Source organism: Streptomyces sp. LZ34 (assembly GCF_053890475.1).
This window is the reverse complement of sequence record NZ_CM132680.1, coordinates 4005496-4031082: the sequence shown is the minus strand read 5'-3', so window position 1 is coordinate 4031082 and position 25587 is coordinate 4005496. Positions and strand designations below refer to the sequence as shown.

Below are 25587 nucleotides of genomic sequence, written 5' to 3'. Positions count from 1 at the left end.
CCCCGCCTCCCGAGTCACGGAAGCTCCCCTGAGACCAAGACCAGGGGCACTCGGTGGCCGAACAGAAGAACCCGAAGGAGTACCGCGTGTCGCTTGACGCCGCTACGAAGAAGCAGATCATGACCGAGTTCGCCACCAAGGAGGGCGACACCGGTTCCCCCGAGGTCCAGGTCGCGCTGCTCTCGCGCCGCATCTCCGACCTGACCGAGCACCTCAAGACCCACAAGCACGACCACCACTCCCGCCGTGGTCTGCTGCTCCTGGTCGGCCAGCGCCGCCGCCTGCTGCAGTACCTGGCGAAGAAGGACATCACGCGCTTCCGTGCGCTGGTCGAGCGCCTGGGCATCCGCCGCGGTGCGGCGGGCGCCAAGTAAGACACTGTGGTAGGGAGCGGTTCCCGGGACAGGGGACCGCTCCCTTTGCCGTACGCGCCGCGGAACCCGCTGCCGTACGTGCCGCAGAACCCGTGCGGCGCACCGCATCACCGGGACCCGTCGCCGCCCGCGCACCCCGCGCACCGTCCCCGTCGATATCCACAGCCGTCGTGAGGACGGGCGAAGCTTTGTAGTCTGGTCCCAACAACGTCATAACGAACGAGGAGGAGCGCCTCATTCCCGCGGCACCGGCGCCACAGGAGCCGGTCCTCGGTAGTGGCTCCCGGAACTGGCAATTCCGGTGGCTTCGATCGAAGACCGGCCCGGCCGCCGGACCAAAGCCAGGGGCGCTGCTCCACCACCGTTCCTCCGTCACACGGACGAGGGACGCAGAAGAGGAGATTTTCCTGGTGGAGAACGAGACCCACTACGCCGAGGCCGTCATCGACAATGGCGCCTTCGGCACCCGCACCATTCGCTTCGAGACGGGCCGCCTGGCCCGTCAGGCCGCCGGCTCCGCCGTGGCCTACCTGGACGACGACACCATGGTGCTGTCGGCCACCACCGCATCCAAGAACCCCAAGGACCAGCTCGACTTCTTCCCGCTCACGGTCGACGTCGAAGAGCGGATGTACGCCGCCGGGCGCATCCCCGGCTCGTTCTTCCGCCGTGAGGGCCGCCCGTCCGAGGACGCGATCCTCACCTGCCGCCTGATCGACCGCCCGCTGCGCCCGTCCTTCAAGAAGGGCCTGCGCAACGAGATCCAGATCGTCGAGACGATCATGGCGCTCAACCCCGACCACCTCTACGACGTGGTCGCGATCAACGCCGCCTCCTGTTCCACGCAGCTGGCCGGACTGCCCTTCTCCGGGCCGATCGGCGGCACCCGGGTCGCCCTGATCAAGGGCCAGTGGGTGGCCTTCCCGACCCACTCCGAGCTCGAGGACGCCGTCTTCGACATGGTCGTGGCCGGCCGCGTCCTGGAGGACGGCGACGTCGCGATCATGATGGTCGAGGCCGAGGCCACCACCAAGACCATCCAGCTGGTCAAGGACGGCGCCGAGGCGCCGACCGAGGAGGTCGTGGCCGCGGGCCTCGAGGCCGCGAAGCCCTTCATCAAGGTGCTCTGCAAGGCCCAGTCGGACCTCGCCGCCAAGGCTGCCAAGCCCACCGGCGAGTTCCCGATCTTCCTCGACCACCAGGACGACGTCCTGGAGGCGCTCACCGCCGCCGTCCGCGACGAGCTCGCCCAGGCGCTGACCATCGCGGGCAAGCAGGAGCGCGAGGCCGAGCTGGACCGCGTCAAGGGCCTGGCCGCCGAGAAACTGCTGCCGCAGTTCGAGGGGCGCGAGAAGGAGATCTCCGCCGCGTACCGGGCGCTGACCAAGACCCTGGTCCGCGAGCGGGTCATCAAGGAGAAGAAGCGCATCGACGGCCGCGGCGTCACGGACATCCGTACGCTGGCCGCCGAGGTCGAGGCGATCCCGCGGGTCCACGGCTCGGCGCTGTTCGAGCGCGGCGAGACCCAGATCCTGGGCGTCACCACGCTGAACATGCTCCGCATGGAGCAGCAGCTGGACACGCTGGCGCCCGAGACCCGCAAGCGCTACATGCACAACTACAACTTCCCGCCGTACTCCACCGGCGAGACCGGCCGCGTCGGCTCCCCGAAGCGCCGCGAGATCGGCCACGGCGCGCTGGCCGAGCGGGCGCTGCTCCCGGTGCTGCCGTCCCGCGAGGACTTCCCGTACGCCATCCGCCAGGTCTCCGAGGCGCTCAGCTCCAACGGCTCGACCTCCATGGGGTCGGTCTGCGCCTCGACCATGTCGCTGCTGAACGCCGGTGTGCCGCTGAGGGCCCCGGTTGCCGGTATCGCCATGGGCCTGATCTCCCAGGAGATCGACGGCGAGACCCACTACGTCACCCTCACCGACATCCTCGGTGCGGAGGACGCCTTCGGCGACATGGACTTCAAGGTCGCCGGCACCAAGACGTTCGTGACCGCCCTCCAGCTGGACACCAAGCTGGACGGCATCCCGGCGTCCGTGCTGGCCGCGGCCCTCAAGCAGGCCCGCGACGCCCGGCTGCACATCCTCGACGTGATGAACGAGGCCATCGACGTCCCGGACGAGATGTCTCCGAACGCGCCGCGGATCATCACCGTCAAGATCCCGGTGGACAAGATCGGTGAGGTCATCGGCCCCAAGGGCAAGATGATCAACCAGATCCAGGAGGACACCGGCGCCGACATCACCATCGAGGACGACGGCACCATCTACATCGGTGCCGCCGACGGCCCGGCCGCCGAGGCCGCCCGCGCCACCATCAACGGCATCGCCAACCCGACGATGCCCGAGGTCGGCGAGCGCTACCTGGGCACGGTCGTGAAGACCACCACCTTCGGTGCCTTCGTCTCCCTGCTCCCGGGCAAGGACGGCCTGCTGCACATCTCGCAGATCCGCAAGCTCGCCGGTGGCAAGCGCGTGGAGAACGTCGAGGACGTGCTGAAGGTCGGCGCCAAGGTCCAGGTCGAGATCGCCGAGATCGACCAGCGCGGCAAGCTCTCGCTGATCCCCGTCATCGAGGACGCAGAGGGCTCGGACGCGTCGAAGGACGAGGCGAAGGACGCCGCCGACAGCGGCTCCGACGCGGACGCCAAGTGACGTCCCGTGCCAACGCGGCGACGGCCCGCCCCTCTTCGGAGGGGCGGGCCGTCGCCCGTACCCAAACGCTTCTCAAGGGCGAGAACGGCATCGGGACGGTCCGTAGGACCACCCTGCCCGGGGGCCTGCGCATTGTCACCGAAACCCTGCCGTCCGTGCGCTCGGCCACCTTCGGGATCTGGGCGCACGTCGGCTCCCGCGACGAGACCCCCGTACTGAACGGCGCCACCCACTACCTGGAGCACCTGCTCTTCAAGGGCACCCAGCGGCGCAGCGCGCTCGACATCTCCTCCGCCATCGACGCGGTCGGCGGCGAGATGAACGCCTTCACGGCGAAGGAGTACACCTGCTACTACGCGCGGGTGCTCGATGCCGATCTGCCGCTGGCCATCGACGTCGTCTGCGACATGCTGACCGGCTCGCTGATCGACGCCGCGGATGTGGACGCCGAGCGCGGCGTCGTCCTGGAAGAGATCGCGATGACCGAGGACGACCCGGGCGACTGTGTGCACGACCTGTTCGCGCACACCATGCTCGGCGACACCCCCCTCGGCCGCCCCGTCCTCGGCACCGTCGACACCGTCAACGGCCTCAGCCGCGACCAGATCGCCCGCTTCTACAAGAAGCACTACGACCCCACCCACCTGGTGGTCGCCGCCGCGGGCAATGTGGACCACGCCGCGGTCGTCCGGCAGGTGCGCAAGGCGTTCGACAAGGCGGGCGCCCTGTCCCGTACGGACGCGGTCCCCGTCGCCCCGCGCGACGGCTCCCGCACCATCCACGCGGCCGGGCGCGTCGAGGTGCAAGGCCGCAAGACCGAGCAGGCGCACGTCGTCCTCGGCATGCCGGGCATCGCGCGCACCGACGACCGGCGCTGGGCGCTCGGTGTCCTCAACACGGCGCTCGGCGGCGGCATGAGCTCCCGGCTGTTCCAGGAGGTGCGGGAGAAGCGCGGGCTCGCCTACAGCGTGTACTCCTACACCTCGGGCTTCGCCGACTGCGGCCTGTTCGGCGTCTACGCGGGCTGCCGCCCGAGCCAGGCGCCGGACGTCCTCAAGATCTGCCGTGACGAGCTCGACCACGTCGCGCAGCACGGGCTGACCGACGAGGAGCTACGGCGCGCGGTGGGCCAGCTGCGGGGCTCCACGGTGCTGGGCCTGGAGGACACCGGCGCGCTGATGAACCGCATCGGCAAGAGCGAGCTGTGCTGGGGCGACCAGATGTCGGTGGACGACATGCTCGCCCGGATGGCTGCCGTCACTCCGGACGAGGTGCGCGAGGTGGCCCGCGATGTACTGGGGCAGCGTCCTTCGCTGTCCGCCATCGGCCCGCTGAAGGACAAGCAGGCGTCGCGCCTGCACGAGGCCGTCGCCTAGCGCCTGGCAAGACCGCCGCACACACCGGCGGACGACACAGCGGATGACACAAGGGATTCGAACGATGAGCAAGCTGCGCGTGGCCGTTCTCGGCGCCAAGGGCCGGATCGGTTCCGAGGCCGTACGAGCCGTGGAAGCCGCCGAGGACATGGAGTTGGTCGCCGCGCTCGGCCGGGGCGACCAGCTGGAGACGATGGCCGAGGCGGGCGCCGAGGTCGCGGTCGAGCTGACCGACCCCGCATCGGTGATGGGCAACCTCGAATTCTGCGTCCGCCACGGCATCCACGGTGTTGTGGGCACCACCGGCTGGACGGACGAGCGACTGACGCAGCTGCGGGGATGGCTCGAGGCCGCGCCGGGCACCGGCGTGCTCATCGCGCCGAACTTCTCCATCGGCGCCGTGCTGACCATGCGCTTCGCCCAGCAGGCCGCCCGCTTCTTCGAGTCGGTCGAGGTCATCGAGCTGCACCACCCGAACAAGGCGGACGCCCCCTCGGGCACGGCGGCCCGCACCGCGCAGCTGATCGCGGCGGCCCGGGAGAAGGCGGGGTGCGCGCCGCAGCCCGACGCGACGAGCACGGCGCTGGAGGGGGCGCGCGGCGCCGATGTGGACGGGGTGCCGGTGCACTCGGTGCGGCTGCGCGGACTCCTCGCCCACCAGGAGGTCCTGCTGGGCGGAGAGGGCGAGACCCTCACCATCCGGCACGACTCGACCCACCACAGCAGCTTCATGCCCGGCGTGCTGCTGGGGGTGCGCCGCGTGGTGTCCGCTCCCGGCCTGACCCTCGGCCTGGAACACTTCCTCGATCTGGACTGAGACACAGCGGTGCGCGCAAAGATCACGTATTTCGTCCTCGCGGCCGTCCTGGTCGTGTACTTCGTCCTGGTCGGCAGCCGGGGCGTGCTGCTCATCGAGCAGGGCACGCCGCTGACCGTGGCCTTCGGCGTGGCGGTGCTGGTGCTGCCGCTCATCGGCTTCTGGTTCCTGTGGAAGACGACCGAGTTCGCGCGCAGCGCGAACCGGCTCGCCCGCGAGCTGGAGGCCGAGGGCGGCCTCCCGGTCGACGAGCTGGTACGGACGCCGGGCGGGCGGATCGACCGGGACTCCGCGGACGCGGTCTTCGCCAAGCGGCGGGCCGAGACGGAGGAGTCGCCGGACGACTGGCGCTCCTGGTTCCGGCTGGCCGTCGCGTACTACGACGCGCGGGACACGGCGCGCGCCCGCAAGGCGATGCAGCGCGCCATCGCCCTGCACGACGGCCGACCGGTGCGGGCCCAGGGCTGACCGACCTGGGGGCTGACCGACCTGGGGCCTCAGGCAGCTTGGGCCTTAGTCGGCCCGGGGTCTCAGGCAGCTCGGGGCCTCAGCGGTACCGGGCCGCCCAGCCCTCGATCGTGTCGGCCGCCATGACGAAGGCCTCGGGGCGGCCAAGGAAGTCGGCGCTGTGGTCGGTGAAGACCACCCGCGGGGACCCGCCCTCCGTGAGTTCGATGAGTACCGCCTGCCCCTGGACACTGCGCGGCAGCCCCAGCCACCGCACCGGCTGCTGGGCGGTGCGTATCGCCGCGACCTGAGACCAGCGCACCGTCGTGGCGGAGAACAGGCCCGTCAGCCGCAGCCCTTCCTCGTCGATCCACACACCCGTCCGCACCAGCCGGACGGCGCACAGGATCACCAGCGCGGCGCCCCCGACGCAGATGCCGGCGGCAGGCACCGATCCCGCGAGGGCGATGATCATCGCGGAGAAGAGCACATACGAGGCGAGCAGCAGCAGGAGCGCGGCTCCGCCGACCCTCCAGGGACCCGGCCGGTAGGGGCGGCGCCGGCGGCCCGGGTCCTCGTACGGCAGGGGGGCTTCTCCGGCCGCCGGTCCGTCGTCGTCAAGGGCGCGGTCCGCTGTCAGGAAGGGCAGGGGCACGAATGGTCCTCACTCACACACATGTCCGGATGGGCCTGTGCTGGCTGAGGCTATCCCAGGGGCTCAGCGCCCGTCCGACGCCTCCGACTGCTCCACCTGGTGAGTGGTCCGGGGCCCGGTCTCGAGCGCGGGCAACCCGAACATCAGCGAGCCCACGAACCCGGCGATGATCGTCAGCGTGATGAGCGTGCGGCCCGCTATCTGCGACGGGGTGGCGCGGGGCCGGGGCGGCGGAGTGACATTGCTGCGGAACTGGTCGGCTTCGGAGATGAAGGCGAAGGGCACGGGCTCGCGCCGACGGGACATGCGGGGGCTCTCCTTGGAACCTCGAACGTGGGTACTTCAGTAGGTAGGACGCGTGAACGAGTGGCGAGGTGCCCTTTTTCGGCGACTTCCTTCGACATTTTCAGCGTTACGACCGGTCGGCGGCGATGTCGGTGCGGCCCCGTAAGCTGGGCGCGCCCTGAGCGATGAACCATGGAAGGACCCGCCGGTGACCGATATCCCCGCCGAGAGCGAGAAGGCCAGCTTCCGCAGCGATGTGACCGTCGAACTGGTCAAGCACAGCGCGGCCGACTCCGATGTGCTGTGGGCCGCCCGGGTGTCCACCGCCGGCGAGCAGTCTCTCGAGGAGCTCACCAAGGACCCGGAGCGCTCCAAGGGGCTGATCAACTTCCTGATGCGGGACCGGCACGGCAGCCCCTTCGAGCACAACTCGATGACCTTCTTCATCAACGCCCCGATCTTCGTCTTCCGGGAGTTCATGCGGCACCGCGTGGGCTGGTCGTACAACGAGGAGTCCGGTCGCTACCGCGAGCTCCAGCCGGTCTTCTACGTCCCCGGAGAGTCCCGCAAGCTGATCCAGCGGGGCCGCCCTGGCAAGTACGAGTTCGTGGAGGGCACACCGGCGCAGCAAGAGCTGACCGGCCGCGTGATGGAGGACGCCTACCGCCACGCGTACGAGGCGTACCAGGAGATGCTGGCGGCCGGCGTCGCCCGGGAGGTGGCCCGCTCCGTCCTGCCCGTCGGCCTGTTCTCCTCGATGTACGCGACGTGCAACGCGCGGTCGCTGATGCACTTCCTCGGCCTGCGTACCCAGCATGAGCAGGCCGCCGTGCCCTCCTTCCCGCAGCGGGAGATCGAGATGGTCGGCGAGAAGATGGAGGCGATCTGGGCCGAGCTGATGCCGCTCACCCACGCCGCCTTCAACGCCAACGGGCGCGTCGCCCCGTAGCGCCCCCGCCCCCCCCGTATCGCTGCGCGTGGCAGTTCCCGGACAGTTTCCGGACACTCCCCGGACGGGTCATGCGCGAGAGGTGTCCGTATTGCGGCGTTTCGTGAAGTTCATCTAGGCTGAACAAACGGATCCGGCACTGTCTGAACCCCCGAGCAGGCAGTGCCGGGTCCCATACAGCGCCCCGGTCGCCGCCCCCGAGGGAGCACCGCGAGGCGCGCTACGAGTAGCGTGGGGCCCATGGCACCGACTTCCACATCGCAGACCCCTTTCGGGCGCATGCTGACCGCCATGGTCACGCCATTCACTGCTGATGGCGCGCTCGATCTTGACGGCGCTCAGCGACTCGCCGCCCACCTGGTGGACGCCGGCAATGACGGCCTGGTCGTCAACGGCACCACCGGCGAGTCCCCGACCACCAGCGATGCGGAGAAAGCCCAGCTCGTACGAGTCGTGGTGGAGGCGGTCGGCGACCGAGCCCACGTCGTGGCCGGAGCGGGCACCAATGACACCCGGCACAGCGTCGAGCTCGCCCGCGCCGCCGAGCAGGCCGGTGCCCATGGCCTGCTGGCCGTCACGCCGTACTACAGCAAGCCCCCCCAGGAAGGTCTCCTCCGGCACTTCACCGCCATCGCCGACGCCACCGAGCTGCCGGTCATGCTCTACGACATCCCCGGCCGCAGCGGCGTACCGATCGGCACCGAGACCATCGTCCGGGTCGCGGAGCACCCGCGTATCGTCGCCAACAAGGACGCAAAGGGCGACCTCGGCCGTGCCAGCTGGGCCATCGCCCGCTCGCGCCTGGCCTGGTACTCCGGCGACGACATGCTGAACCTGCCGCTGCTGTCCGTCGGCGCCATCGGCTTTGTCTCCGTGGTCGGCCACCTGGTCACCCCCGAGCTGCGGGCGCTGCTCGAAGCCCACCTCTCGGGCGACGTCGCGAAGGCGACCGAAATCCACCAGAAGCTCCTCCCGGTCTTCACCGGGATGTTCCGTACCCAGGGCGTCATCACGACGAAGGCCGCACTCGCCCTCCAGGGCCTGCCGGCCGGGCCGCTGCGCCTGCCGCTCGTCGAACTCAGCGCCGAGGAAACGGGGCAGCTCAAGCGCGATCTCGCCGCTGGCGGGGTACAGCTGTAACAAGAGGCGATTTTCGCAACTTCGTACTTCACAACTTCATACAGACACATCAAGCAAGTGCACGAATGTCACGCGCGCCATGTGCCCCAAGGGGGCACGTGGCGTGTGTGGTGAGGAGAGTCTTTTGAGCCATCCGCATCCTGAACTCGGCCCTCCGCCGAAGCTCCCCGAGGGGGGACTGCGCATCACCCCGCTCGGCGGGCTCGGCGAGATCGGCCGCAACATGACGGTCTTCGAGTACGGCGGCCGGCTGCTGATCGTCGACTGCGGAGTGCTCTTCCCCGAGGAGGAGCAGCCCGGAGTCGACCTGATCCTGCCGGACTTCACGTGTATCCGGGACCGGTTGGACGACATCGACGGCATCGTGCTCACGCACGGCCACGAGGACCACATCGGCGGCGTCCCATTCCTGCTCCGCGAGAAGGCGGACATCCCGCTGATCGGTTCCAAGCTGACCCTCGCCCTGATCGAGGCGAAGCTGCAGGAGCACCGCATCCGCCCGTACACGCTCGAGGTGGAGGAGGGCCGGCGCGAGCGGATCGGCCCCTTCGACTGCGAGTTCGTGGCGGTGAACCACTCCATCCCGGACGCCCTCGCCGTCGCCATCCGCACCCCAGCCGGCATGGTCGTGCACACCGGCGACTTCAAGATGGACCAGCTGCCGCTCGACGGCCGCCTCACGGACCTGCCCGCCTTCGCGAGGCTCGGCGAGGAAGGCATCGACCTGCTGCTCTCGGACTCCACGAACGCCGAGGTCCCCGGCTTCGTCCCGCCCGAGCGTGACATCTCCGGCGTGCTGCGCCAGGTCTTCGCCGACGCTCAGCGGCGGATCATCGTCGCGAGCTTCGCCAGCCATGTCCACCGCATCCAGCAGATCCTCGACGCGGCCCATGAGTACGGGCGCAGGGTCGCCTTCGTCGGCCGTTCGATGGTCCGCAACATGGGCATCGCGCGCGATCTCGGCTATCTGCGGGTACCGGCCGGGCTCGTCGTCGATGTGAAGACGCTCGACGATCTGCCGGACGACGAGATCGTCCTCGTCTGCACCGGCTCCCAGGGCGAGCCGATGGCCGCGCTGTCCAGGATGGCCAACCGCGATCACCAGATCCGCATCGTCCAGGGCGACACGGTGATCCTCGCGTCCTCGCTCATCCCGGGCAACGAGAACGCGGTCTACCGTGTGATCAACGGCTTGAGCCGCTGGGGCGCGAACGTGATCCACAAGGGCAATGCCAAGGTCCATGTCTCCGGGCACGCCTCGGCCGGGGAGTTGCTGTACTTCTACAACATCTGCAAGCCCCGGAACCTGATGCCGGTGCACGGCGAATGGCGGCATCTGCGCGCCAACGCCGAGCTGGGCGCCCTGACCGGCGTACCCAAGAACCGCTGCGTCATCGCCGAGGACGGGGTGGTGGTCGACCTGGTCGACGGCGTCGCGAAGATCGTCGGCAAGGTGCAGGCGGGCTATGTGTACGTCGACGGCCTCTCGGTCGGAGACGTCACGGAAAGCTCGCTCAAGGACCGCCGCATCCTCGGTGAAGAGGGCATCATCTCGGTCTTCGTGGTCGTCGACAGCACGACCGGCAAGATCGTGGGCGGCCCGTACATCCAGGCGAGGGGCTCCGGCATCGAGGACTCCGCGTTCCTCGCGGTCATCCCGAAGATCGAGGAATCCCTGGCCAAGTGCGCCTCGGACGGCATCGCCGAGCCGCATCAGCTACAGCAGCTCGTGCGCCGCTCGGTGGGCAAGTGGGTGTCCGACAGCTACCGCCGGCGCCCGATGATCCTCCCTGTCGTGGTCGAGGTCTGACGCCGGCTCAGCACCCGCCCGGCGCCGACTCACGAGCGGGGCTCCCCGATTTGCATCCGGGAGCCCCGCTCCAGTACGTTTACGGCTCCGCCGGAAGGGGAACCTGGAGCACTCAGCGTGCGACGGGAGGACCCGGAAGGCGGGTGGGAATCCGGCTCAGAGAATTCTGATAAAGTCGGAGACACCGAAGGGAAGCGCCCGGAGAAACCGGTGAAACGGTTTCGAAGGAAGCGTCCGTTCCTTGAGAACTCAACAGCGTGCCAAAAGTCAACGCCAGATATGTTGATACCCCGTACGATCGGCCGGTTCGATCCGGATCGGTTTGGTCGGACGAGGTTCCTTTGAAGAAAACACACAGCGAGGACGCTGTGAGCGGGCTGGATTATTCCTCCGGTTCCGCTCCGCTCTCGTGGTGTTGCCGGGATAGCCCGGAAGCATTCACGGAGAGTTTGATCCTGGCTCAGGACGAACGCTGGCGGCGTGCTTAACACATGCAAGTCGAACGATGAACCGGCTTCGGCTGGGGATTAGTGGCGAACGGGTGAGTAACACGTGGGCAATCTGCCCTGCACTCTGGGACAAGCCCTGGAAACGGGGTCTAATACCGGATATTACCTGGTGAGGCATCTTACTGGGTGGAAAGCTCCGGCGGTGCAGGATGAGCCCGCGGCCTATCAGCTTGTTGGTGGGGTGATGGCCTACCAAGGCGACGACGGGTAGCCGGCCTGAGAGGGCGACCGGCCACACTGGGACTGAGACACGGCCCAGACTCCTACGGGAGGCAGCAGTGGGGAATATTGCACAATGGGCGAAAGCCTGATGCAGCGACGCCGCGTGAGGGATGACGGCCTTCGGGTTGTAAACCTCTTTCAGCAGGGAAGAAGCGAAAGTGACGGTACCTGCAGAAGAAGCGCCGGCTAACTACGTGCCAGCAGCCGCGGTAATACGTAGGGCGCAAGCGTTGTCCGGAATTATTGGGCGTAAAGAGCTCGTAGGCGGCTTGTCACGTCGGATGTGAAAGCCCGGGGCTTAACCCCGGGTCTGCATTCGATACGGGCAGGCTAGAGTTCGGTAGGGGAGATCGGAATTCCTGGTGTAGCGGTGAAATGCGCAGATATCAGGAGGAACACCGGTGGCGAAGGCGGATCTCTGGGCCGATACTGACGCTGAGGAGCGAAAGCGTGGGGAGCGAACAGGATTAGATACCCTGGTAGTCCACGCCGTAAACGTTGGGAACTAGGTGTGGGCGACATTCCACGTTGTCCGCGCCGCAGCTAACGCATTAAGTTCCCCGCCTGGGGAGTACGGCCGCAAGGCTAAAACTCAAAGGAATTGACGGGGGCCCGCACAAGCGGCGGAGCATGTGGCTTAATTCGACGCAACGCGAAGAACCTTACCAAGGCTTGACATACGCCGGAAACATCCAGAGATGGGTGCCCCCTTGTGGTCGGTGTACAGGTGGTGCATGGCTGTCGTCAGCTCGTGTCGTGAGATGTTGGGTTAAGTCCCGCAACGAGCGCAACCCTTGTTCTGTGTTGCCAGCATGCCTTTCGGGGTGATGGGGACTCACAGGAGACTGCCGGGGTCAACTCGGAGGAAGGTGGGGACGACGTCAAGTCATCATGCCCCTTATGTCTTGGGCTGCACACGTGCTACAATGGCCGGTACAATGAGCTGCGATACCGTGAGGTGGAGCGAATCTCAAAAAGCCGGTCTCAGTTCGGATTGGGGTCTGCAACTCGACCCCATGAAGTCGGAGTCGCTAGTAATCGCAGATCAGCATTGCTGCGGTGAATACGTTCCCGGGCCTTGTACACACCGCCCGTCACGTCACGAAAGTCGGTAACACCCGAAGCCGGTGGCCCAACCCCTTGTGGGAGGGAGTCGTCGAAGGTGGGACTGGCGATTGGGACGAAGTCGTAACAAGGTAGCCGTACCGGAAGGTGCGGCTGGATCACCTCCTTTCTAAGGAGCACATAGCCGACTGCGAGCGCATGACTCGCACGGTTGCTCATGGGTGGAACGTTGACTACTCGGCACAGTCAGGTGTGAAAGCCTCTAGTACTGCTCCTTCGGGGGCGTGGAACAGGGTTTTGATCATCGGGTTGTGTCGGGCACGCTGTTGGGTGTCTGAGGGCACGGGCGAGAGCCTGCTTCCTCATTGACGCCGGTCCCGGTGAACTGCCCTGATTGTGGGTGGGTGACGGGTGGCTGGTCGTTGCTTGAGAACTGCACAGTGGACGCGAGCATCTGTGGCCAAGTTTTTAAGGGCGCACGGTGGATGCCTTGGCACCAGGAACCGATGAAGGACGTGGGAGGCCGCGATAGGCCCCGGGGAGCTGTCAACCGAGCTTTGATCCGGGGGTGTCCGAATGGGGAAACCCGGCAGTCGTCATGGGCTGTCACCCATACCTGAACACATAGGGTATGTGGAGGGAACGCGGGGAAGTGAAACATCTCAGTACCCGCAGGAAGAGAAAACAACCGTGATTCCGGGAGTAGTGGCGAGCGAAACCGGATGAGGCTAAACCGTATGTGTGTGATACCCGGCAGGGGTTGCGCATACGGGGTTGTGGGAGCGAGCTTCAGTTGTCTGCCGACGGCTGGGCGAGTCAGAAACCATATGGATAGGCGAAGGGCATGCGAAAGGCCCGGCGTAGAGGGTAAGACCCCCGTAGCTGAAATCTGTATGGCTTGCTTGCTTGTTTCCCAAGTAGCACGGGGCCCGAGAAATCCCGTGTGAATCTGGCGGGACCACCCGCTAAGCCTAAATATTCCCTGGTGACCGATAGCGGATAGTACCGTGAGGGAATGGTGAAAAGTACCGCGGGAGCGGAGTGAAATAGTACCTGAAACCGTGTGCCTACAAGCCGTGGGAGCGTCGCGCAAGGACTTTGTTCTTGCGTCGTGACTGCGTGCCTTTTGAAGAATGAGCCTGCGAGTTTGCGGTGTGTTGCGAGGTTAACCCGTGTGGGGTAGCCGTAGCGAAAGCGAGTCCGAATAGGGCGGTTGAGTAGCGCGCCCAAGACCCGAAGCGGAGTGATCTAGCCATGGGCAGGTTGAAGCGGAGGTAAGACTTCGTGGAGGACCGAACCCACCAGGGTTGAAAACCTGGGGGATGACCTGTGGTTAGGGGTGAAAGGCCAATCAAACTCCGTGATAGCTGGTTCTCCCCGAAATGCATTTAGGTGCAGCGTCGTGTGTTTCTTGCCGGAGGTAGAGCACTGGATAGGCGATGGGCCCTACCGGGTTACTGACCTTAGCCAAACTCCGAATGCCGGTAAGTGAGAGCGCGGCAGTGAGACTGTGGGGGATAAGCTCCATGGTCGAGAGGGAAACAGCCCAGAGCATCGACTAAGGCCCCTAAGCGTGCGCTAAGTGGGAAAGGATGTGGAGTCGCAGAGACAACCAGGAGGTTGGCTTAGAAGCAGCCATCCTTGAAAGAGTGCGTAATAGCTCACTGGTCAAGTGATTCCGCGCCGACAATGTAGCGGGGCTCAAGCGTACCGCCGAAGTCGTGTCATTGCAGCATAAGGCCTAACGGCTGTTGTGATGGGTAGGGGAGCGTCGTGTGCCGGGTGAAGCAGCCGCGGAAGCGAGTTGTGGACGGTTCACGAGTGAGAATGCAGGCATGAGTAGCGATTCACACGTGGGAAACGTGTGCGCCGATTGACTAAGGGTTCCTGGGTCAAGCTGATCTGCCCAGGGTAAGTCGGGACCTAAGGCGAGGCCGACAGGCGTAGTCGATGGACAACCGGTTGATATTCCGGTACCCGCTTTGAAGCGCCAGCGCTGAACCAGGCGATGCTAAGTCCGTGAAGCCGCCCTGGATCCTTCGGGTGAAGGGGAGTGGTGGAGCCGACGGACCGGACCTGTATTAGGTGAGTGATGGGGTGACGCAGGAAGGTAGTCCAGCCCGGGCGGTGGTTGTCCCGGGGTAAGGGTGTAGCCCGAGGGGTAGGTAAATCCGTCCCTCATAAGGGGTGAGACCTGATGCCGAGCCGATTGTGGTGAAGTGGATGATCCTATGCTGTCGAGAAAAGCCTCTAGCGAGTTTCATGGCGGCCCGTACCCTAAACCGACTCAGGTGGTCAGGTAGAGAATACCGAGGCGTTCGGGTGAACTATGGTTAAGGAACTCGGCAAAATGCCCCCGTAACTTCGGGAGAAGGGGGGCCATTGCTGGTGATGGGCTTTGCGCTCGGAGCTGGTGGTGGCCGCAGAGACCAGCGAGAAGCGACTGTTTACTAAAAACACAGGTCCGTGCGAAGCCGTAAGGCGATGTATACGGACTGACGCCTGCCCGGTGCTGGAACGTTAAGGGGACCGGTTAGTCACATTTCGGTGTGGCGAAGCTGAGAACTTAAGCGCCAGTAAACGGCGGTGGTAACTATAACCATCCTAAGGTAGCGAAATTCCTTGTCGGGTAAGTTCCGACCTGCACGAATGGCGTAACGACTTCTCGACTGTCTCAACCATAGGCCCGGTGAAATTGCATTACGAGTAAAGATGCTCGTTTCGCGCAGCAGGACGGAAAGACCCCGGGACCTTTACTATAGCTTGATATTGGTGTTCGGTTCGGCTTGTGTAGGATAGGTGGGAGACTGTGAAGCTGTGACGCCAGTCATGGTGGAGTCATTGTTGAAATACCACTCTGGTCGTGCTGGATGTCTAACCTGGGTCCGTGATCCGGATCAGGGACAGTGTCTGGTGGGTAGTTTAACTGGGGCGGTTGCCTCCTAAAGAGTAACGGAGGCGCCCAAAGGTTCCCTCAGCCTGGTTGGCAATCAGGTGTTGAGTGTAAGTGCACAAGGGAGCTTGACTGTGAGACCGACGGGTCGAGCAGGGACGAAAGTCGGGACTAGTGATCCGGCGGTGGCTTGTGGAAGCGCCGTCGCTCAACGGATAAAAGGTACCCCGGGGATAACAGGCTGATCTTCCCCAAGAGTCCATATCGACGGGATGGTTTGGCACCTCGATGTCGGCTCGTCGCATCCTGGGGCTGGAGTCGGTCCCAAGGGTTGGGCTGTTCGCCCATTAAAGCGGTACGCGAGCTGGGTTTAGAACGTCGTGAGACAGTTCGGTCCCTATCCGCTGTGCGCGTAGGAGTCTTGAGAAGGGCTGTCCCTAGTACGAGAGGACCGGGACGGACGAACCTCTGGTGTGCCAGTTGTCCTGCCAAGGGCATGGCTGGTTGGCTACGTTCGGGAGGGATAACCGCTGAAAGCATCTAAGCGGGAAGCCTGCTTCGAGATGAGGGCTCCCACCCACTTGATGGGGTAAGGCTCCCAGTAGACGACTGGGTTGATAGGCCAGATATGGAAGCCGGGTGACCGGTGGAGTTGACTGGTACTAATAGGCCGAGGGCTTGTCCTCAGTTGCTCGCGTCCACTGTGTTGTTCTGAAGTAACGACCATTGAGCCCTGCGAGGGTTCTGGTTGTTTTCTTCATAGTGTTTCGGTGGTTATTGCGTTAGGGAAACGCCCGGTTACATTTCGAACCCGGAAGCTAAGCCTTTCAGCGCCGATGGTACTGCAGGGGGGACCCTGTGGGAGAGTAGGACACCGCCGAACAATTTTTACAGAGAGCTCTGTCAGGAACATTGGTTCCCGACAGAGCTCTCTTTTGTTGTGCTGCGGGCCACTCGGTGTTCATGTTGCCTGGGCACGATGCCAGTCATGGGGACTCCTGCGGACGAGCTGTTGCAAGAGCTCACCAGGTCGGGCGTACGGCCGGGTGACGAGGTGGTGGTGCCGTCGTACGGCACCCCCGAGGCCGCGGAAGCGGTTCTGCTGGCCGGGGCCCGGCCGGTGTTCGTGGATATCGACGCCAATACCTACTGCATAGACCCGGCCGCGGTGGCGGAGGCGCTGACGCCCCAGACCGCCGCCGTCATAGCGGTGCACACCTTCGGGCACCCGGCCGACATGGTCCGCCTCGGTGAACTCGGCAGGCGGCACGGGCTGCTCGTCCTCGATCACGGGGCGCGGCCCGAGCCGGCCGCGGAGATACTGCGTCGGCAGGCGAACGCGGCGTACCTGAATGGGAAATTGCGCGGCGTGGTCACCCCCTGCGTGGCGCCCGGGGCCCAGCACACCTATCAGCAGTACGTGGTGCGTGTTCCGGGGAATGGCAGGCCGGACCGTGATGCCTTCGCCCGTACGCTGCGTTCCCGCGGCGTCGTGTGCCATGTTCCCGTGCAGACGCCGGCTCACCGCACCGCGCGATTCCGGCGGGATTTGTGGCTCGCGGAGACCGAGCGGGCCGCCGACGAATGTCTGGCTCTGCCGGTCGATGCGGCAATGTCACGGCGGGAGTTGCAGCGTGTGGTGTCCGCCTGCAATGCGCTCGGCGGAGTGCTTCAGGCGGCGGCTTAGCGGCTTGGCGGCGGCCGTTGGGGCGGCGGTGCGGAGCACTCCGATCTTCGGGGTATGATTTATTCCGTCGACGCGCCCCAATAGCTCAGTCGGCAGAGCGTCTCCATGGTAAGGAGAAGGTCTACGGTTCGATTCCGTATTGGGGCTCTCTTCTTCACGACACAAGGCCCTCGCCAATTGGCGGGGGCCTTCGTCGTCTTGTCCGAGGTTGTTTTGTGCCAGGCCTTTCGCCTGAGGCCTTGGTGTCTCAGACGGTGTTTCAGACGTCGCGCGTCTCGGGGACGCGCATGGCGAGGATGGCCATGTCGTCGGACGGCGGCTGGGCCGCGAACCGCTCCACGGCCCGCAGCACCCGGGAGGCCACCGCGCCGGCCGTCAGACCGGTGCAGGTCGTCAGTACGTCGATGAGGCCGTCGTCCCCGAGCATCCGGGCGCCCTCGCGGCGCTCGGTCACGCCGTCGGTGACGCACAGCAGGACGTCGCCCGGATCGAGGGTGACGGTCTGCTCGTACAGTTCGAGGTCTTCCATCACGCCCAGCAGCGGCTGGGGTTCGGCCGCCGGCTCCACGGAGCCGTCCTGGCGTAGCCGCAGGGGCAGCGGGTGGCCCGCGCAGACGACCTTCAGCTCGGCGCTGCCGTCCTCCTTCGGCCACAGCTCCCCGTAAAGGAGCGTCAGAAAGCGGCTGCGGGCGCCCTCGTCGAGGATGGCGGTGTTGAGGCGTTCGAGCACCGCCGGGCCGCCGAAGCCCTCGCGGGCGAGCAGCCGCAGCGCGTGGCGGGCCAGGCCGGTGACCGCGGCGGCCTCAGGGCCTGTGCCGCAGACGTCGCCGATGGCGAAGCCGTACGCGCCGTCGCGGATCGGGAAGAGGTCGTAGAAGTCGCCGCCGACCTCGTTGCCCTCGCCCGCGGCGCGGTAGATGACCTCGACCTCCACGCCGGAGACGTCGGGCAGTTCGGGTGGCAGCAGGCTGCGCTGAAGGGACTGGCTGATGGCGGTGCGTTCCGAGTACAGCCGGGCGTTGTCGAGCGCGAGGGCCGCCCTGCGGGAGAGGTCTTCGGCGAGTTCCAGGTTCTCCTGGCGGAAGTGCCCGTCGGTGGACTTGCCGAGGGTGAGCATGCCGATGACGCGGTTGCGGGCGACCAGCGGCAGCACCACGGTCTCGCCGCCGACCGCCGAGGCGGTGGCGAGCGAGGCGCTGGGGCCCGAGGAGGGGCGGGCGGCGTCGCCGAGGCTGAGGCCGCGCAGCGAGGTGCGCAGCGCCGCGGCGTGGGCGGCCTGGGACGGGGCGGTCCACAGGCGGGCGCCGCCGGTGCGCACCTGCTCGGGTGGGTCGATCTTCGTCAGCAGGGCTTTGAGGCCATCGATGCGCTCCTCGTCCTCGTGCAGGACGTAGGACAGCTCGGGGTCGGAGGCGGGGTCGGCCACGGTGTAGACGGCGCACCAGTTGGCCAGTGTGGGCACGGTCATCTGGGCCATGAGGGCGAGCGTCTGGTCGCGGTCGAGGGTGCCGGCGAGCAGGTCGGAGGCCTCGACGAGGAAGGAGAGGGAGTTGCGGCGCAGCCGCTCGAGTTCGGTGAGGCGGGCGCGTTCGACGGCGAGGGCGATGCGGTCGGCGGCGAACTGCAGCCGCAGCGCTTCCTCGTTGCTGTACCGGGCGGGGGCCTCGGACGCGACGCCGAGGGAGCCGGTGAGCCGGCCCTCGACCTTCAGCGGGACGGTGACGACCGAGCGCAGGCCGGTGTTGGCGAGGAGCGGGACGGCGCCGGGCACGATGGACAGGTCCTCGTGGACGGCGGGCATCCGGGCCGAGCCGTAGCGGCCGGTGCCGGCCTCGACGGGGACGCGGGCGAAGCGCTGGCGGGCGGAGGTGAGCCCGGTGGAGGCGCGGACCTCCAGTTCGGTCTCGTCGTCGGTGGCGAGCAGCAGATAGGCGGCGTCGCCGTCGAGCATGTCGCGGGCCCGCTCGACGGTGCGCTGCAGCAGCCCGTCGAGGTCGTCGGGGGCGGGGGAGCCGATGGAGACCTCGAAGGCGTCGGCAGGGCCGCGCTCGGCGCTGTCCGCGGCGTCGGGCCCCGGGCCGCGCTGTGGGCTCTGGAGCACCGCGCGCTCCCGCTCGCGCACCAGCAGGCAGACTGTGGAGGGATCGCCGTCGGCGTCGCGGACGCGGAGGTGGGAGGCGTATACGGGGATGACGCGGCCGTCGGCGCCCCGGATGCCGTACGAGCCCTCCCAGCGCGAGAGCTGAAGGGCCTCGGCGACGCCGGTGCCGGTGCCGGGGGTGTGCGGCCAGGCCGCGAGGTCGGTGAGGGGTTTGCCGATGATCTGGTCCGCCGCGTAGCCGAAAAGTTCCTGTGCGTCGTCGTTCCAGGCGCTGACGAGGCCGGTGCGGTCGATCTGGGTGACCGCGACGTGGACCCGGGCGTCGGTGACGGGCAGGGCCTCGGCAGGCAGGGCGGGTCCGGCCGAGCGGGTGCCGGCCAGGCGGTCCGGAAATTCGAGGTGGAACCAGACCTGCTTGTGGGTGGAGGTGTACTCGACGCCCCAGCGGGAGGCGAGCGCGGCGCACAGCAGCAGGCCGCGGCCGCCCTCGCGGTCGGGGTTGCCGATGGGGCGGCTGGTGGTCTGCAGCGGGAGCTCGCGCTCCGGGTAGCGGTCGGTGACCTCGATGCGTGCGCCGCTGTCGGCGCGGATGCACACCACGTCGGCGGCCGTCCCGGAGTGCACGACCGCGTTGGTGACCAACTCGCTGGTCAGGACGACAGCGTCATCGACGATGTCGGTGAGGCCCCACCCCTGGAGGGTGTCGCGGACAAACGTACGGGCGGAGGCGACCGAGCGTCCCACCGGCTCGAAGGTGGCGGCTGCCCGCGCGGTGATCACAGGTCTCCTCATACGTGTCTCGGCGATCTGCTCACCCATGTGCAGCGCCCCTCCGATGCCTGGCCGGATGCCAGGTTACTTACCTCCACCGCTTCCGCGAATGCCGGTGGGGGCTGATTCCACCGAGAGTGTGCTGTCGGGGGTATGCGATGCTGCCGAACTGTTATGGCCTGGTTGGGCCATGGTGAAACACTGGGCAAGCTGGAAGAAGAACCCGACGAGGACGGTCAACCCTGCGGGAGGGACACGGTGGAGTCTGGCGCTGCGACGCGAGGCACGAACACGCGCGCGAAAGGCGGACGGTCCCGGAGCAATGGGACGACTGAAGTGGACACGGCAGCCCTGAACCGGCTGCTCACGGCAATGACGGCCATGCGGGACGGGAACTTCCGCAAGCGACTGACGGTCTCGGGCGAGGGCGTGATGTCCGAGATCGCGGCGGTCTTCAACGAGGTCGCCGACCGTAATCTGCAGCTCACGGGTGAGCTGGCGCGGGTGCGGCGGGTGGTCGGACGTGAGGGAAAACTCACGGAGCGGCTGGAAATGGGGGCGTGCGAGGGCTCGTGGGCAGCGGCCATCGATGCCTCCAATGCGCTGGTGGATGATCTCGTGCGCCCCGTCTCCGAGGTGGGCCGGGTGCTGTCGGCGGTCTCCGAGGGCGACCTGGAGCAGCGGATGGATCTGCGCTCGCAGGGGGCGGACGGCTCGGCGCATCCGCTGCGCGGGGAGTTCCTCAAGGTGGGCCGTACGGTCAATGGCCTGGTGGATCAGCTGTCGGCGTTCGCCGACGAGGTGACCCGGGTGGCCAGCGAGGTGGGCACCGAGGGCAAGCTCGGCGGCCAGGCCCGGGTGCGCGGGATGTCGGGTTCGTGGAAGGACCTCACGGAGTCCGTCAACACGATGGCGTCCCGGCTCACTGCTCAGGTGCGCGACATCGCTCTCGTGACCACGGCGGTGGCCAAGGGTGATCTGTCCCGGAAGGTCACGGTTCACGTGGCCGGGGAGATGCTCGAACTGAAGAACACCGTCAACACGATGGTGGACCAGCTCTCGTCCTTCGCCTCGGAGGTGACGAGGGTCGCCCGCGAAGTGGGCACCGAGGGCGAACTCGGCGGTCAGGCGAAGGTCCCCGGGGTGGCGGGGGTGTGGAAGGACCTCACGGACTCCGTCAACCTGATGGCCGGGAACCTCACCGCCCAGGTGCGCGGGATCGCCCAGGTCACCACGGCGGTCGCCAATGGCGATCTGTCACAGAAGGTGACGGTGAGCGCGCGCGGTGAGGTCGCCCAGCTCGCCGAGACGATCAATACGATGACCGAGACGCTGCGCACCTTCGCGGACGAGGTGACGCGGGTGGCCAGCGAGGTCGGGGCCGAGGGTCTGCTGGGCGGTCAGGCGCAGGTGCCGGGTGCGGCGGGGACGTGGAAGGATCTCACCGATTCGGTGAACACCGCGTTCCGTAACCTCACCGCGCAGGTGCGGGACATCGCGCAGGTGACGACGGCGGTGGCCAACGGCGATCTGTCGCAGAAGGTCACGGTCGATGTGGCCGGCGAGATGCTGGAGCTGAAGAACACCGTCAACACGATGGTGGACCAGCTGCAGTCCTTCGGCGTCGAGGTGACGCGGGTGGCGCGGGAGATCGGCGTCGAGGGCGAGCTGGGCGGTCAGGCGCAGGTGCCGGGTGTGGCGGGGACGTGGAAGGATCTCACCGATTCGGTGAACACCGCGTTCCGTAACCTCACCGGACAGGTGCGCAACATCGCGCAGGTGACGACGGCGGTGGCCAACGGCGATCTGTCGCAGAAGGTCACCGTGGACGTCTCCGGCGAGATGCTCCAGCTGAAGAACACCGTGAACACGATGGTGGACCAGCTGTCCTCCTTCGCCGACCAGGTCACGCGGATGGCCCGGGACGTGGGCACCGAGGGCCGGCTGGGCGGCCAGGCCCGGGTGGACGGCGTCAGCGGCACCTGGAAGGACCTGACCGACTCCGTCAACTCCATGGCGGGGAACCTGACATCGCAGGTGCGCGGGATCGCGCAGGTGACCACGGCGGTGGCGCGCGGTGATCTGTCGCAGAAGATCGAGGTGGACGCGCGCGGCGAGATCCTGGAGCTGAAGAACACCATCAACACGATGGTCGACCAGCTCTCCGACTTCGCCGAGCAGGTGACCCGGGTGGCCCGCGAGGTGGGCACGGAAGGCCGGCTGGGCGGTCAGGCGCGGGTGCCCGGCGTGGCGGGCGTCTGGCGCGATCTGACCGACTCGGTGAACAGCATGGCGGGCAATCTGACCTCCCAGGTCCGCAATATCGCGCAGGTCGCCACGGCGGTGGCGCGCGGTGATCTGTCGCAGAAGATCGAGGTGGACGCGCGCGGCGAGATCCTGGAGCTGAAGAACACGCTCAACACGATGGTCGACCAGCTGTCCTCCTTCGCGGAGGAGGTCACCAGGGTCGCCCGCGAAGTGGGTACGGAGGGCCAGCTCGGCGGGCAGGCCGAGGTGCAGGGCGTCTCCGGCACCTGGAAGGACCTCACCCAGTCCGTGAACGGCATGGCCGACAATCTGACCTCCCAGGTGCGCAGCATCGCCGAGGTGACCACGGCGGTCGCCAAGGGCGATCTGTCGAAGAAGATCACGGTCGACGCCAAGGGCGAGATCCTCGAGCTCGTCACGACCGTGAACACGATGGTGGACCAGCTGTCGTCGTTCGCCGAGCAGGTGCTGCGAGTGGCCCGTGAGGTGGGTACGGAGGGCCAGCTGGGCGGTCAGGCGCGGGTGCCGGGGGTGACCGGGATCTGGAAGGACCTGAGCAACAACGTCAACCTGATGGCGAACAACCTCACCATTCAGGTGCGCAATATCTCCCAGGTCTCGGCCGCGGTCGCCAACGGGGATCTGACGAAGAAGGTGACGGTCGAGGCCCGGGGCGAGGTCGCGGCGCTCGCCGACACCGTCAACACGATGGTGACGACGCTGTCGTCCTTCGCGGACGAGGTCACCCGTGTGGCGCGCGAGGTGGGCACCGACGGCATCCTCGGCGGCCAGGCGCGGGTGCCCGGCGTCTCGGGGACCTGGAAGGACCTCACCGAGTCGGTGAACTCGATGGCCTCCAACCTGACCGGGCAGGTCCGCAACATCGCGATGGTCACCACGGCGATCGCCCAGGGTGACCTGACAAAGAAGATCGACATCGAGGCGCGGGGCGAGATCCTCGAGCTCAAGACGACGATCAACACGATGGTCGACCAGCTGTCCTCGTTCGCCGACCAGGTCACCCGGGTGGCCCGCGAGGTGGGCACCGAGGGGCAGCTGGGCGGCCAGGCGCGGGTGCGGGACGTGGCCGGCACCTGGAAGGACCTGACCGAGTCGGTGAACGAGATGGCGGGCAACCTGACGCGTCAGGTGCGCGCCATCGCCGAGGTCGCCACCGCGGTGACCCGCGGCGACCTGAACCTCAAGATCGATGTGGATGCCGCGGGGGAGATCCAGGTCCTCCAGGACAACATCAACACCATGATCGCCAACCTGCGCGAGACGACGCTCGCCAACGAGGAGCAGGACTGGCTCAAGGGCAACCTGGCCCGTATCTCCGGTCTGATGCAGGGGCGGCGCGATCTGGCGGACGTCGCCCGGCTGATCATGAGCGAGCTGACCCCGGTGGTCTCCGCGCAGCACGGCGCGTTCTTCCTGGCGGTGCCGGCCGACGAGGGCGTGGAGGCCGGCGCCGGTGCCGGCGGCGACGAGGACGCGTACGAGCTGCGGCTGTTCGGCAGTTACGGCTACTCCAAGGGCACCATGCCGACCACCTTCCGGCCGGGCGACTCGCTCATCGGCACGGTCGCGGTGGAGAAGCGCAGCATCCTGATGGAGCGGGTGCCGCCGAACTACCTGAAGATCTCCTCGGGCCTCGGCGAGGCCGCCCCCGCCAATGTGATCGTGCTGCCGGTGCTGTTCGAGGGCCAGCTCCTCGGCGTGGTCGAGCTGGCCGCCTTCCAGCCCTTCACCCAGATCCAGAAGGACTTCCTCAACCAGATCGCCGAGATGATCGGCACCAGCGTCAACACCATCAGCGTCAACACCAAGACGGAGGTGCTGCTCAAGCAGTCGCAGGAGCTCACCGAGCAGCTGCGCGAGCGGTCGGCCGAGCTGGAGAACCGGCAGAAGGCGCTCCAGGCCTCCAACGCGGAGCTGGAGGAGAAGGCCGCGTTGCTGGCGCGGCAGAACCGCGACATCGAGGTCAAGAACACCGAGATCGAAGAGGCCCGGCAGGTGCTGGAGGAGCGCGCCGAGCAACTCGCCGTCTCGATGCGCTACAAGAGCGAGTTCCTGGCGAACATGTCGCACGAACTGCGCACTCCGCTCAACTCCCTGCTGATCCTCGCCAAGCTGCTGGCCGACAACGCCGACGGCAATCTCTCGCCCAAGCAGGTGGAGTTCGCCGAGACCATCCACGGCGCGGGCTCGGACCTGTTGCAGCTGATCAACGACATCCTGGACCTGTCGAAGGTCGAGGCGGGCAAGATGGACGTCAGCCCGACCCGTATCGCCCTGATCCAGCTCGTCGACTACGTGGAGGCGACGTTCAGGCCGCTGACCGCGGAGAAGGGCCTGGACTTCTCCGTGCGGGTCTCCCCGGAGCTCCCGGCGACGCTGCACACCGACGAGCAGCGGCTGCTGCAGGTGCTGCGCAACCTGCTGTCCAACGCGGTGAAGTTCACCGACAGCGGGGCCGTGGAGCTGGTCATCAGGCCCGCGGGCGCGGATGTGCCCAACGGGATCCGGGAGCAGCTCCTGGAGCACGGCGCGCTGCGCGACCCGGACGCCGAGATGATCGCGTTCTCGGTCACCGACACCGGCATCGGCATCGCGGGCAGCAAGATGCGGGTGATCTTCGAGGCGTTCAAGCAGGCCGACGGCACCACCAGCCGCAAGTACGGCGGCACCGGCCTCGGCCTGTCCATCAGCCGGGAGATCGCCCGGCTGCTCGGCGGTGAGATCCACGCCGCCAGCGAGCCGGGCCGCGGCTCGACCTTCACGCTGTACCTGCCGCTCCACCCCAGCGAGCTGCCGCCCCAGGGCTACCCGCAGCTCGGCCCCGGCGGCGACGCCGCGCTGGCCCTGGAGGCCGTGCTGGACAACGGGGCCGAGGGATCGGTCGAGGAGGGCGCCGTGGAGGCGCAGGAGGCCGTGCGGGATGCCTCGGCGGCAGCGGCGGCGCAGCAGCGGGTGCGCGGCGGCACGGGGAGCTTCTGGAGCCGTCGGCGGGCCGAGCAGGAGGCGGCCGGCGGCGGGGCGTCCCTGGCCCGGTCGGGCCGCCGTCCGGCCCCGCGGCGGACGGAGGCGCCCGAGCCCTGGCTGCTGGGTGGCCAGGACCTGGTCGCGCCGGAGCCGTCGGGCGGGTTCCACGGCGAGAAGGTGCTGATCGTCGACGACGACATCCGCAATGTGTTCGCGCTCACCAGCGTGCTGGAGCAGCACGGGCTACAGGTGCTCTACGCCGAGAACGGCCGGGAGGGCATCGAGGTGTTGGAGCAGCACGACGACGTCGTGCTCGTCCTGATGGACATCATGATGCCGGAGATGGACGGTTACGCCACGACGGCCGCGATCCGCCGGATGCCCCAGTTCGCCGGACTGCCGATCATCGCGCTCACCGCGAAGGCGATGAAGGGCGACCGGGAGAAGAGCATCCAGGCCGGCGCGTCGGATTATGTGACCAAGCCCGTCGACACGGATCATCTCCTGGCAGTCATGGAACAGTGGATGGGCGCGGAGTGACCGGCGGGAACGCGGCTGCCGCAAGGCTGT

Annotated in this window: 13 protein-coding genes, 1 tRNA gene and 3 rRNA genes; 14 read left to right on the top strand and 3 right to left on the bottom strand. The window is 67.1% G+C overall.

The genetic code is table 11. From position 1 onward, the window contains the following. Window positions 1-86: 86 nt before the first annotated feature. From rpsO to ACWY4P_RS15575, 5 genes are all read left to right on the top strand, one after another. Complete coding sequence (rpsO, locus tag ACWY4P_RS15595) at window positions 87-374, top strand: 30S ribosomal protein S15 (RefSeq protein ID WP_009714645.1); 288 nt, start codon at window positions 87-89, stop codon at window positions 372-374. A gap of 410 nt (window positions 375-784) precedes the next feature. Continuing rightward, window positions 785-3037: a polyribonucleotide nucleotidyltransferase gene (locus ACWY4P_RS15590; protein ID WP_456211152.1), complete on the top strand. Its 2253-nt coding sequence runs from the start codon at window positions 785-787 to the stop codon at window positions 3035-3037. Then, window positions 3034-4413, top strand: coding sequence for a M16 family metallopeptidase (locus ACWY4P_RS15585; protein WP_456211151.1), 1380 nt, complete (start codon window positions 3034-3036; stop codon window positions 4411-4413). Before ACWY4P_RS15590 ends, ACWY4P_RS15585 begins: the two co-directional genes overlap by 4 nt. 64 nt (window positions 4414-4477) lie before the next feature. Further along, window positions 4478-5230 carry a 4-hydroxy-tetrahydrodipicolinate reductase gene (gene dapB / locus ACWY4P_RS15580; RefSeq protein ID WP_456211150.1) on the top strand — a complete coding sequence of 251 codons (753 nt, stop codon included), beginning with the start codon at window positions 4478-4480 and terminating at the stop codon, window positions 5228-5230. A gap of 9 nt (window positions 5231-5239) precedes the next feature. Then, window positions 5240-5698: a hypothetical protein gene (locus ACWY4P_RS15575; RefSeq protein ID WP_456211149.1), complete on the top strand. Its 459-nt coding sequence runs from the start codon at window positions 5240-5242 to the stop codon at window positions 5696-5698. Between the two features lie 79 nt (window positions 5699-5777). Here the strand turns inward: ACWY4P_RS15575 and ACWY4P_RS15570 are convergent, their stop codons facing one another. Together ACWY4P_RS15570 and ACWY4P_RS15565 are read right to left on the bottom strand one after the other, a co-directional pair. Continuing rightward, window positions 5778-6332, bottom strand: coding sequence for a PH domain-containing protein (locus ACWY4P_RS15570; protein ID WP_456211148.1), 555 nt, complete (start codon window positions 6330-6332; stop codon window positions 5778-5780). A 63-nt stretch (window positions 6333-6395) separates the two neighbouring features. Beyond that, window positions 6396-6638 (bottom strand): hypothetical protein, encoded by a 243-nt coding sequence (locus ACWY4P_RS15565; RefSeq protein WP_456211147.1) that lies wholly within the window; start codon window positions 6636-6638, stop codon window positions 6396-6398. A 187-nt stretch (window positions 6639-6825) separates the two neighbouring features. Here ACWY4P_RS15565 and thyX point away from each other — a divergent pair, with 187 nt between their 5' ends. The 8 genes from thyX to ACWY4P_RS15525 all read left to right on the top strand — a co-directional run bounded on the left by thyX (window position 6826) and on the right by ACWY4P_RS15525 (window position 17039). Continuing rightward, window positions 6826-7566 (top strand): FAD-dependent thymidylate synthase, encoded by a 741-nt coding sequence (gene thyX, locus ACWY4P_RS15560; protein WP_456211146.1) that lies wholly within the window; start codon window positions 6826-6828, stop codon window positions 7564-7566. 240 nt (window positions 7567-7806) lie between these two features. Beyond that, entirely contained in the window at window positions 7807-8706 is a 900-nt protein-coding gene (gene dapA / locus ACWY4P_RS15555) for a 4-hydroxy-tetrahydrodipicolinate synthase (protein ID WP_456211145.1), read from the top strand. A gap of 124 nt (window positions 8707-8830) precedes the next feature. After that, the gene (locus ACWY4P_RS15550) at window positions 8831-10516 is read left to right on the top strand and encodes a ribonuclease J (RefSeq protein ID WP_456211144.1); all 1686 of its coding nucleotides are present in this window, start codon (window positions 8831-8833) and stop codon (window positions 10514-10516) included. Between the two features lie 437 nt (window positions 10517-10953). Continuing rightward, window positions 10954-12481: ribosomal RNA gene (locus ACWY4P_RS15545) — 16S ribosomal RNA — on the top strand. A 289-nt stretch (window positions 12482-12770) separates the two neighbouring features. Beyond that, window positions 12771-15891, top strand: a 23S ribosomal RNA gene (locus tag ACWY4P_RS15540). Between the two features lie 80 nt (window positions 15892-15971). Then, window positions 15972-16088, top strand: a 5S ribosomal RNA gene (gene rrf / locus ACWY4P_RS15535). The 16S, 23S and 5S rRNA genes sit together here, the layout of an rRNA operon. Before the next feature lie 105 nt (window positions 16089-16193). Then, a complete protein-coding gene (locus tag ACWY4P_RS15530; RefSeq protein WP_456211143.1) occupies window positions 16194-16892 on the top strand; it encodes a DegT/DnrJ/EryC1/StrS family aminotransferase in 699 nt (232 codons plus the stop codon). 74 nt (window positions 16893-16966) lie between these two features. Next, window positions 16967-17039: transfer RNA gene (locus ACWY4P_RS15525), tRNA-Thr, on the top strand. A gap of 112 nt (window positions 17040-17151) precedes the next feature. Here ACWY4P_RS15525 and ACWY4P_RS15520 read toward each other — a convergent pair. Then, the gene (locus tag ACWY4P_RS15520) at window positions 17152-19773 is read right to left on the bottom strand and encodes a SpoIIE family protein phosphatase (RefSeq protein WP_456212935.1); all 2622 of its coding nucleotides are present in this window, start codon (window positions 19771-19773) and stop codon (window positions 17152-17154) included. Window positions 19774-20022: 249 nt separating this feature from the next. Between ACWY4P_RS15520 and ACWY4P_RS15515 the strand changes: the two genes are divergently transcribed. Then, window positions 20023-25557, top strand: a complete 5535-nt coding sequence (locus tag ACWY4P_RS15515; RefSeq protein ID WP_456211142.1) for a HAMP domain-containing protein — start codon at window positions 20023-20025, stop codon at window positions 25555-25557. Window positions 25558-25587: the final 30 nt, after the last annotated feature.

Excerpts from the sequence above, each read along its gene's own strand:
- dapB (WP_456211150.1), top strand. The coding sequence starts at position 4,478 with ATGAGCAAGCTGCGCGTGGCCGTTCTCGGCGCCAAGGGCCGGATCGGT.
- ACWY4P_RS15530 (WP_456211143.1), top strand. The coding sequence starts at position 16,194 with ATGGGGACTCCTGCGGACGAGCTGTTGCAAGAGCTCACCAGGTCGGGC.
- dapA (WP_456211145.1), top strand. The coding sequence starts at position 7,807 with ATGGCACCGACTTCCACATCGCAGACCCCTTTCGGGCGCATGCTGACC.
- ACWY4P_RS15565 (WP_456211147.1), bottom strand. The coding sequence starts at position 6,638 with ATGTCCCGTCGGCGCGAGCCCGTGCCCTTCGCCTTCATCTCCGAAGCC.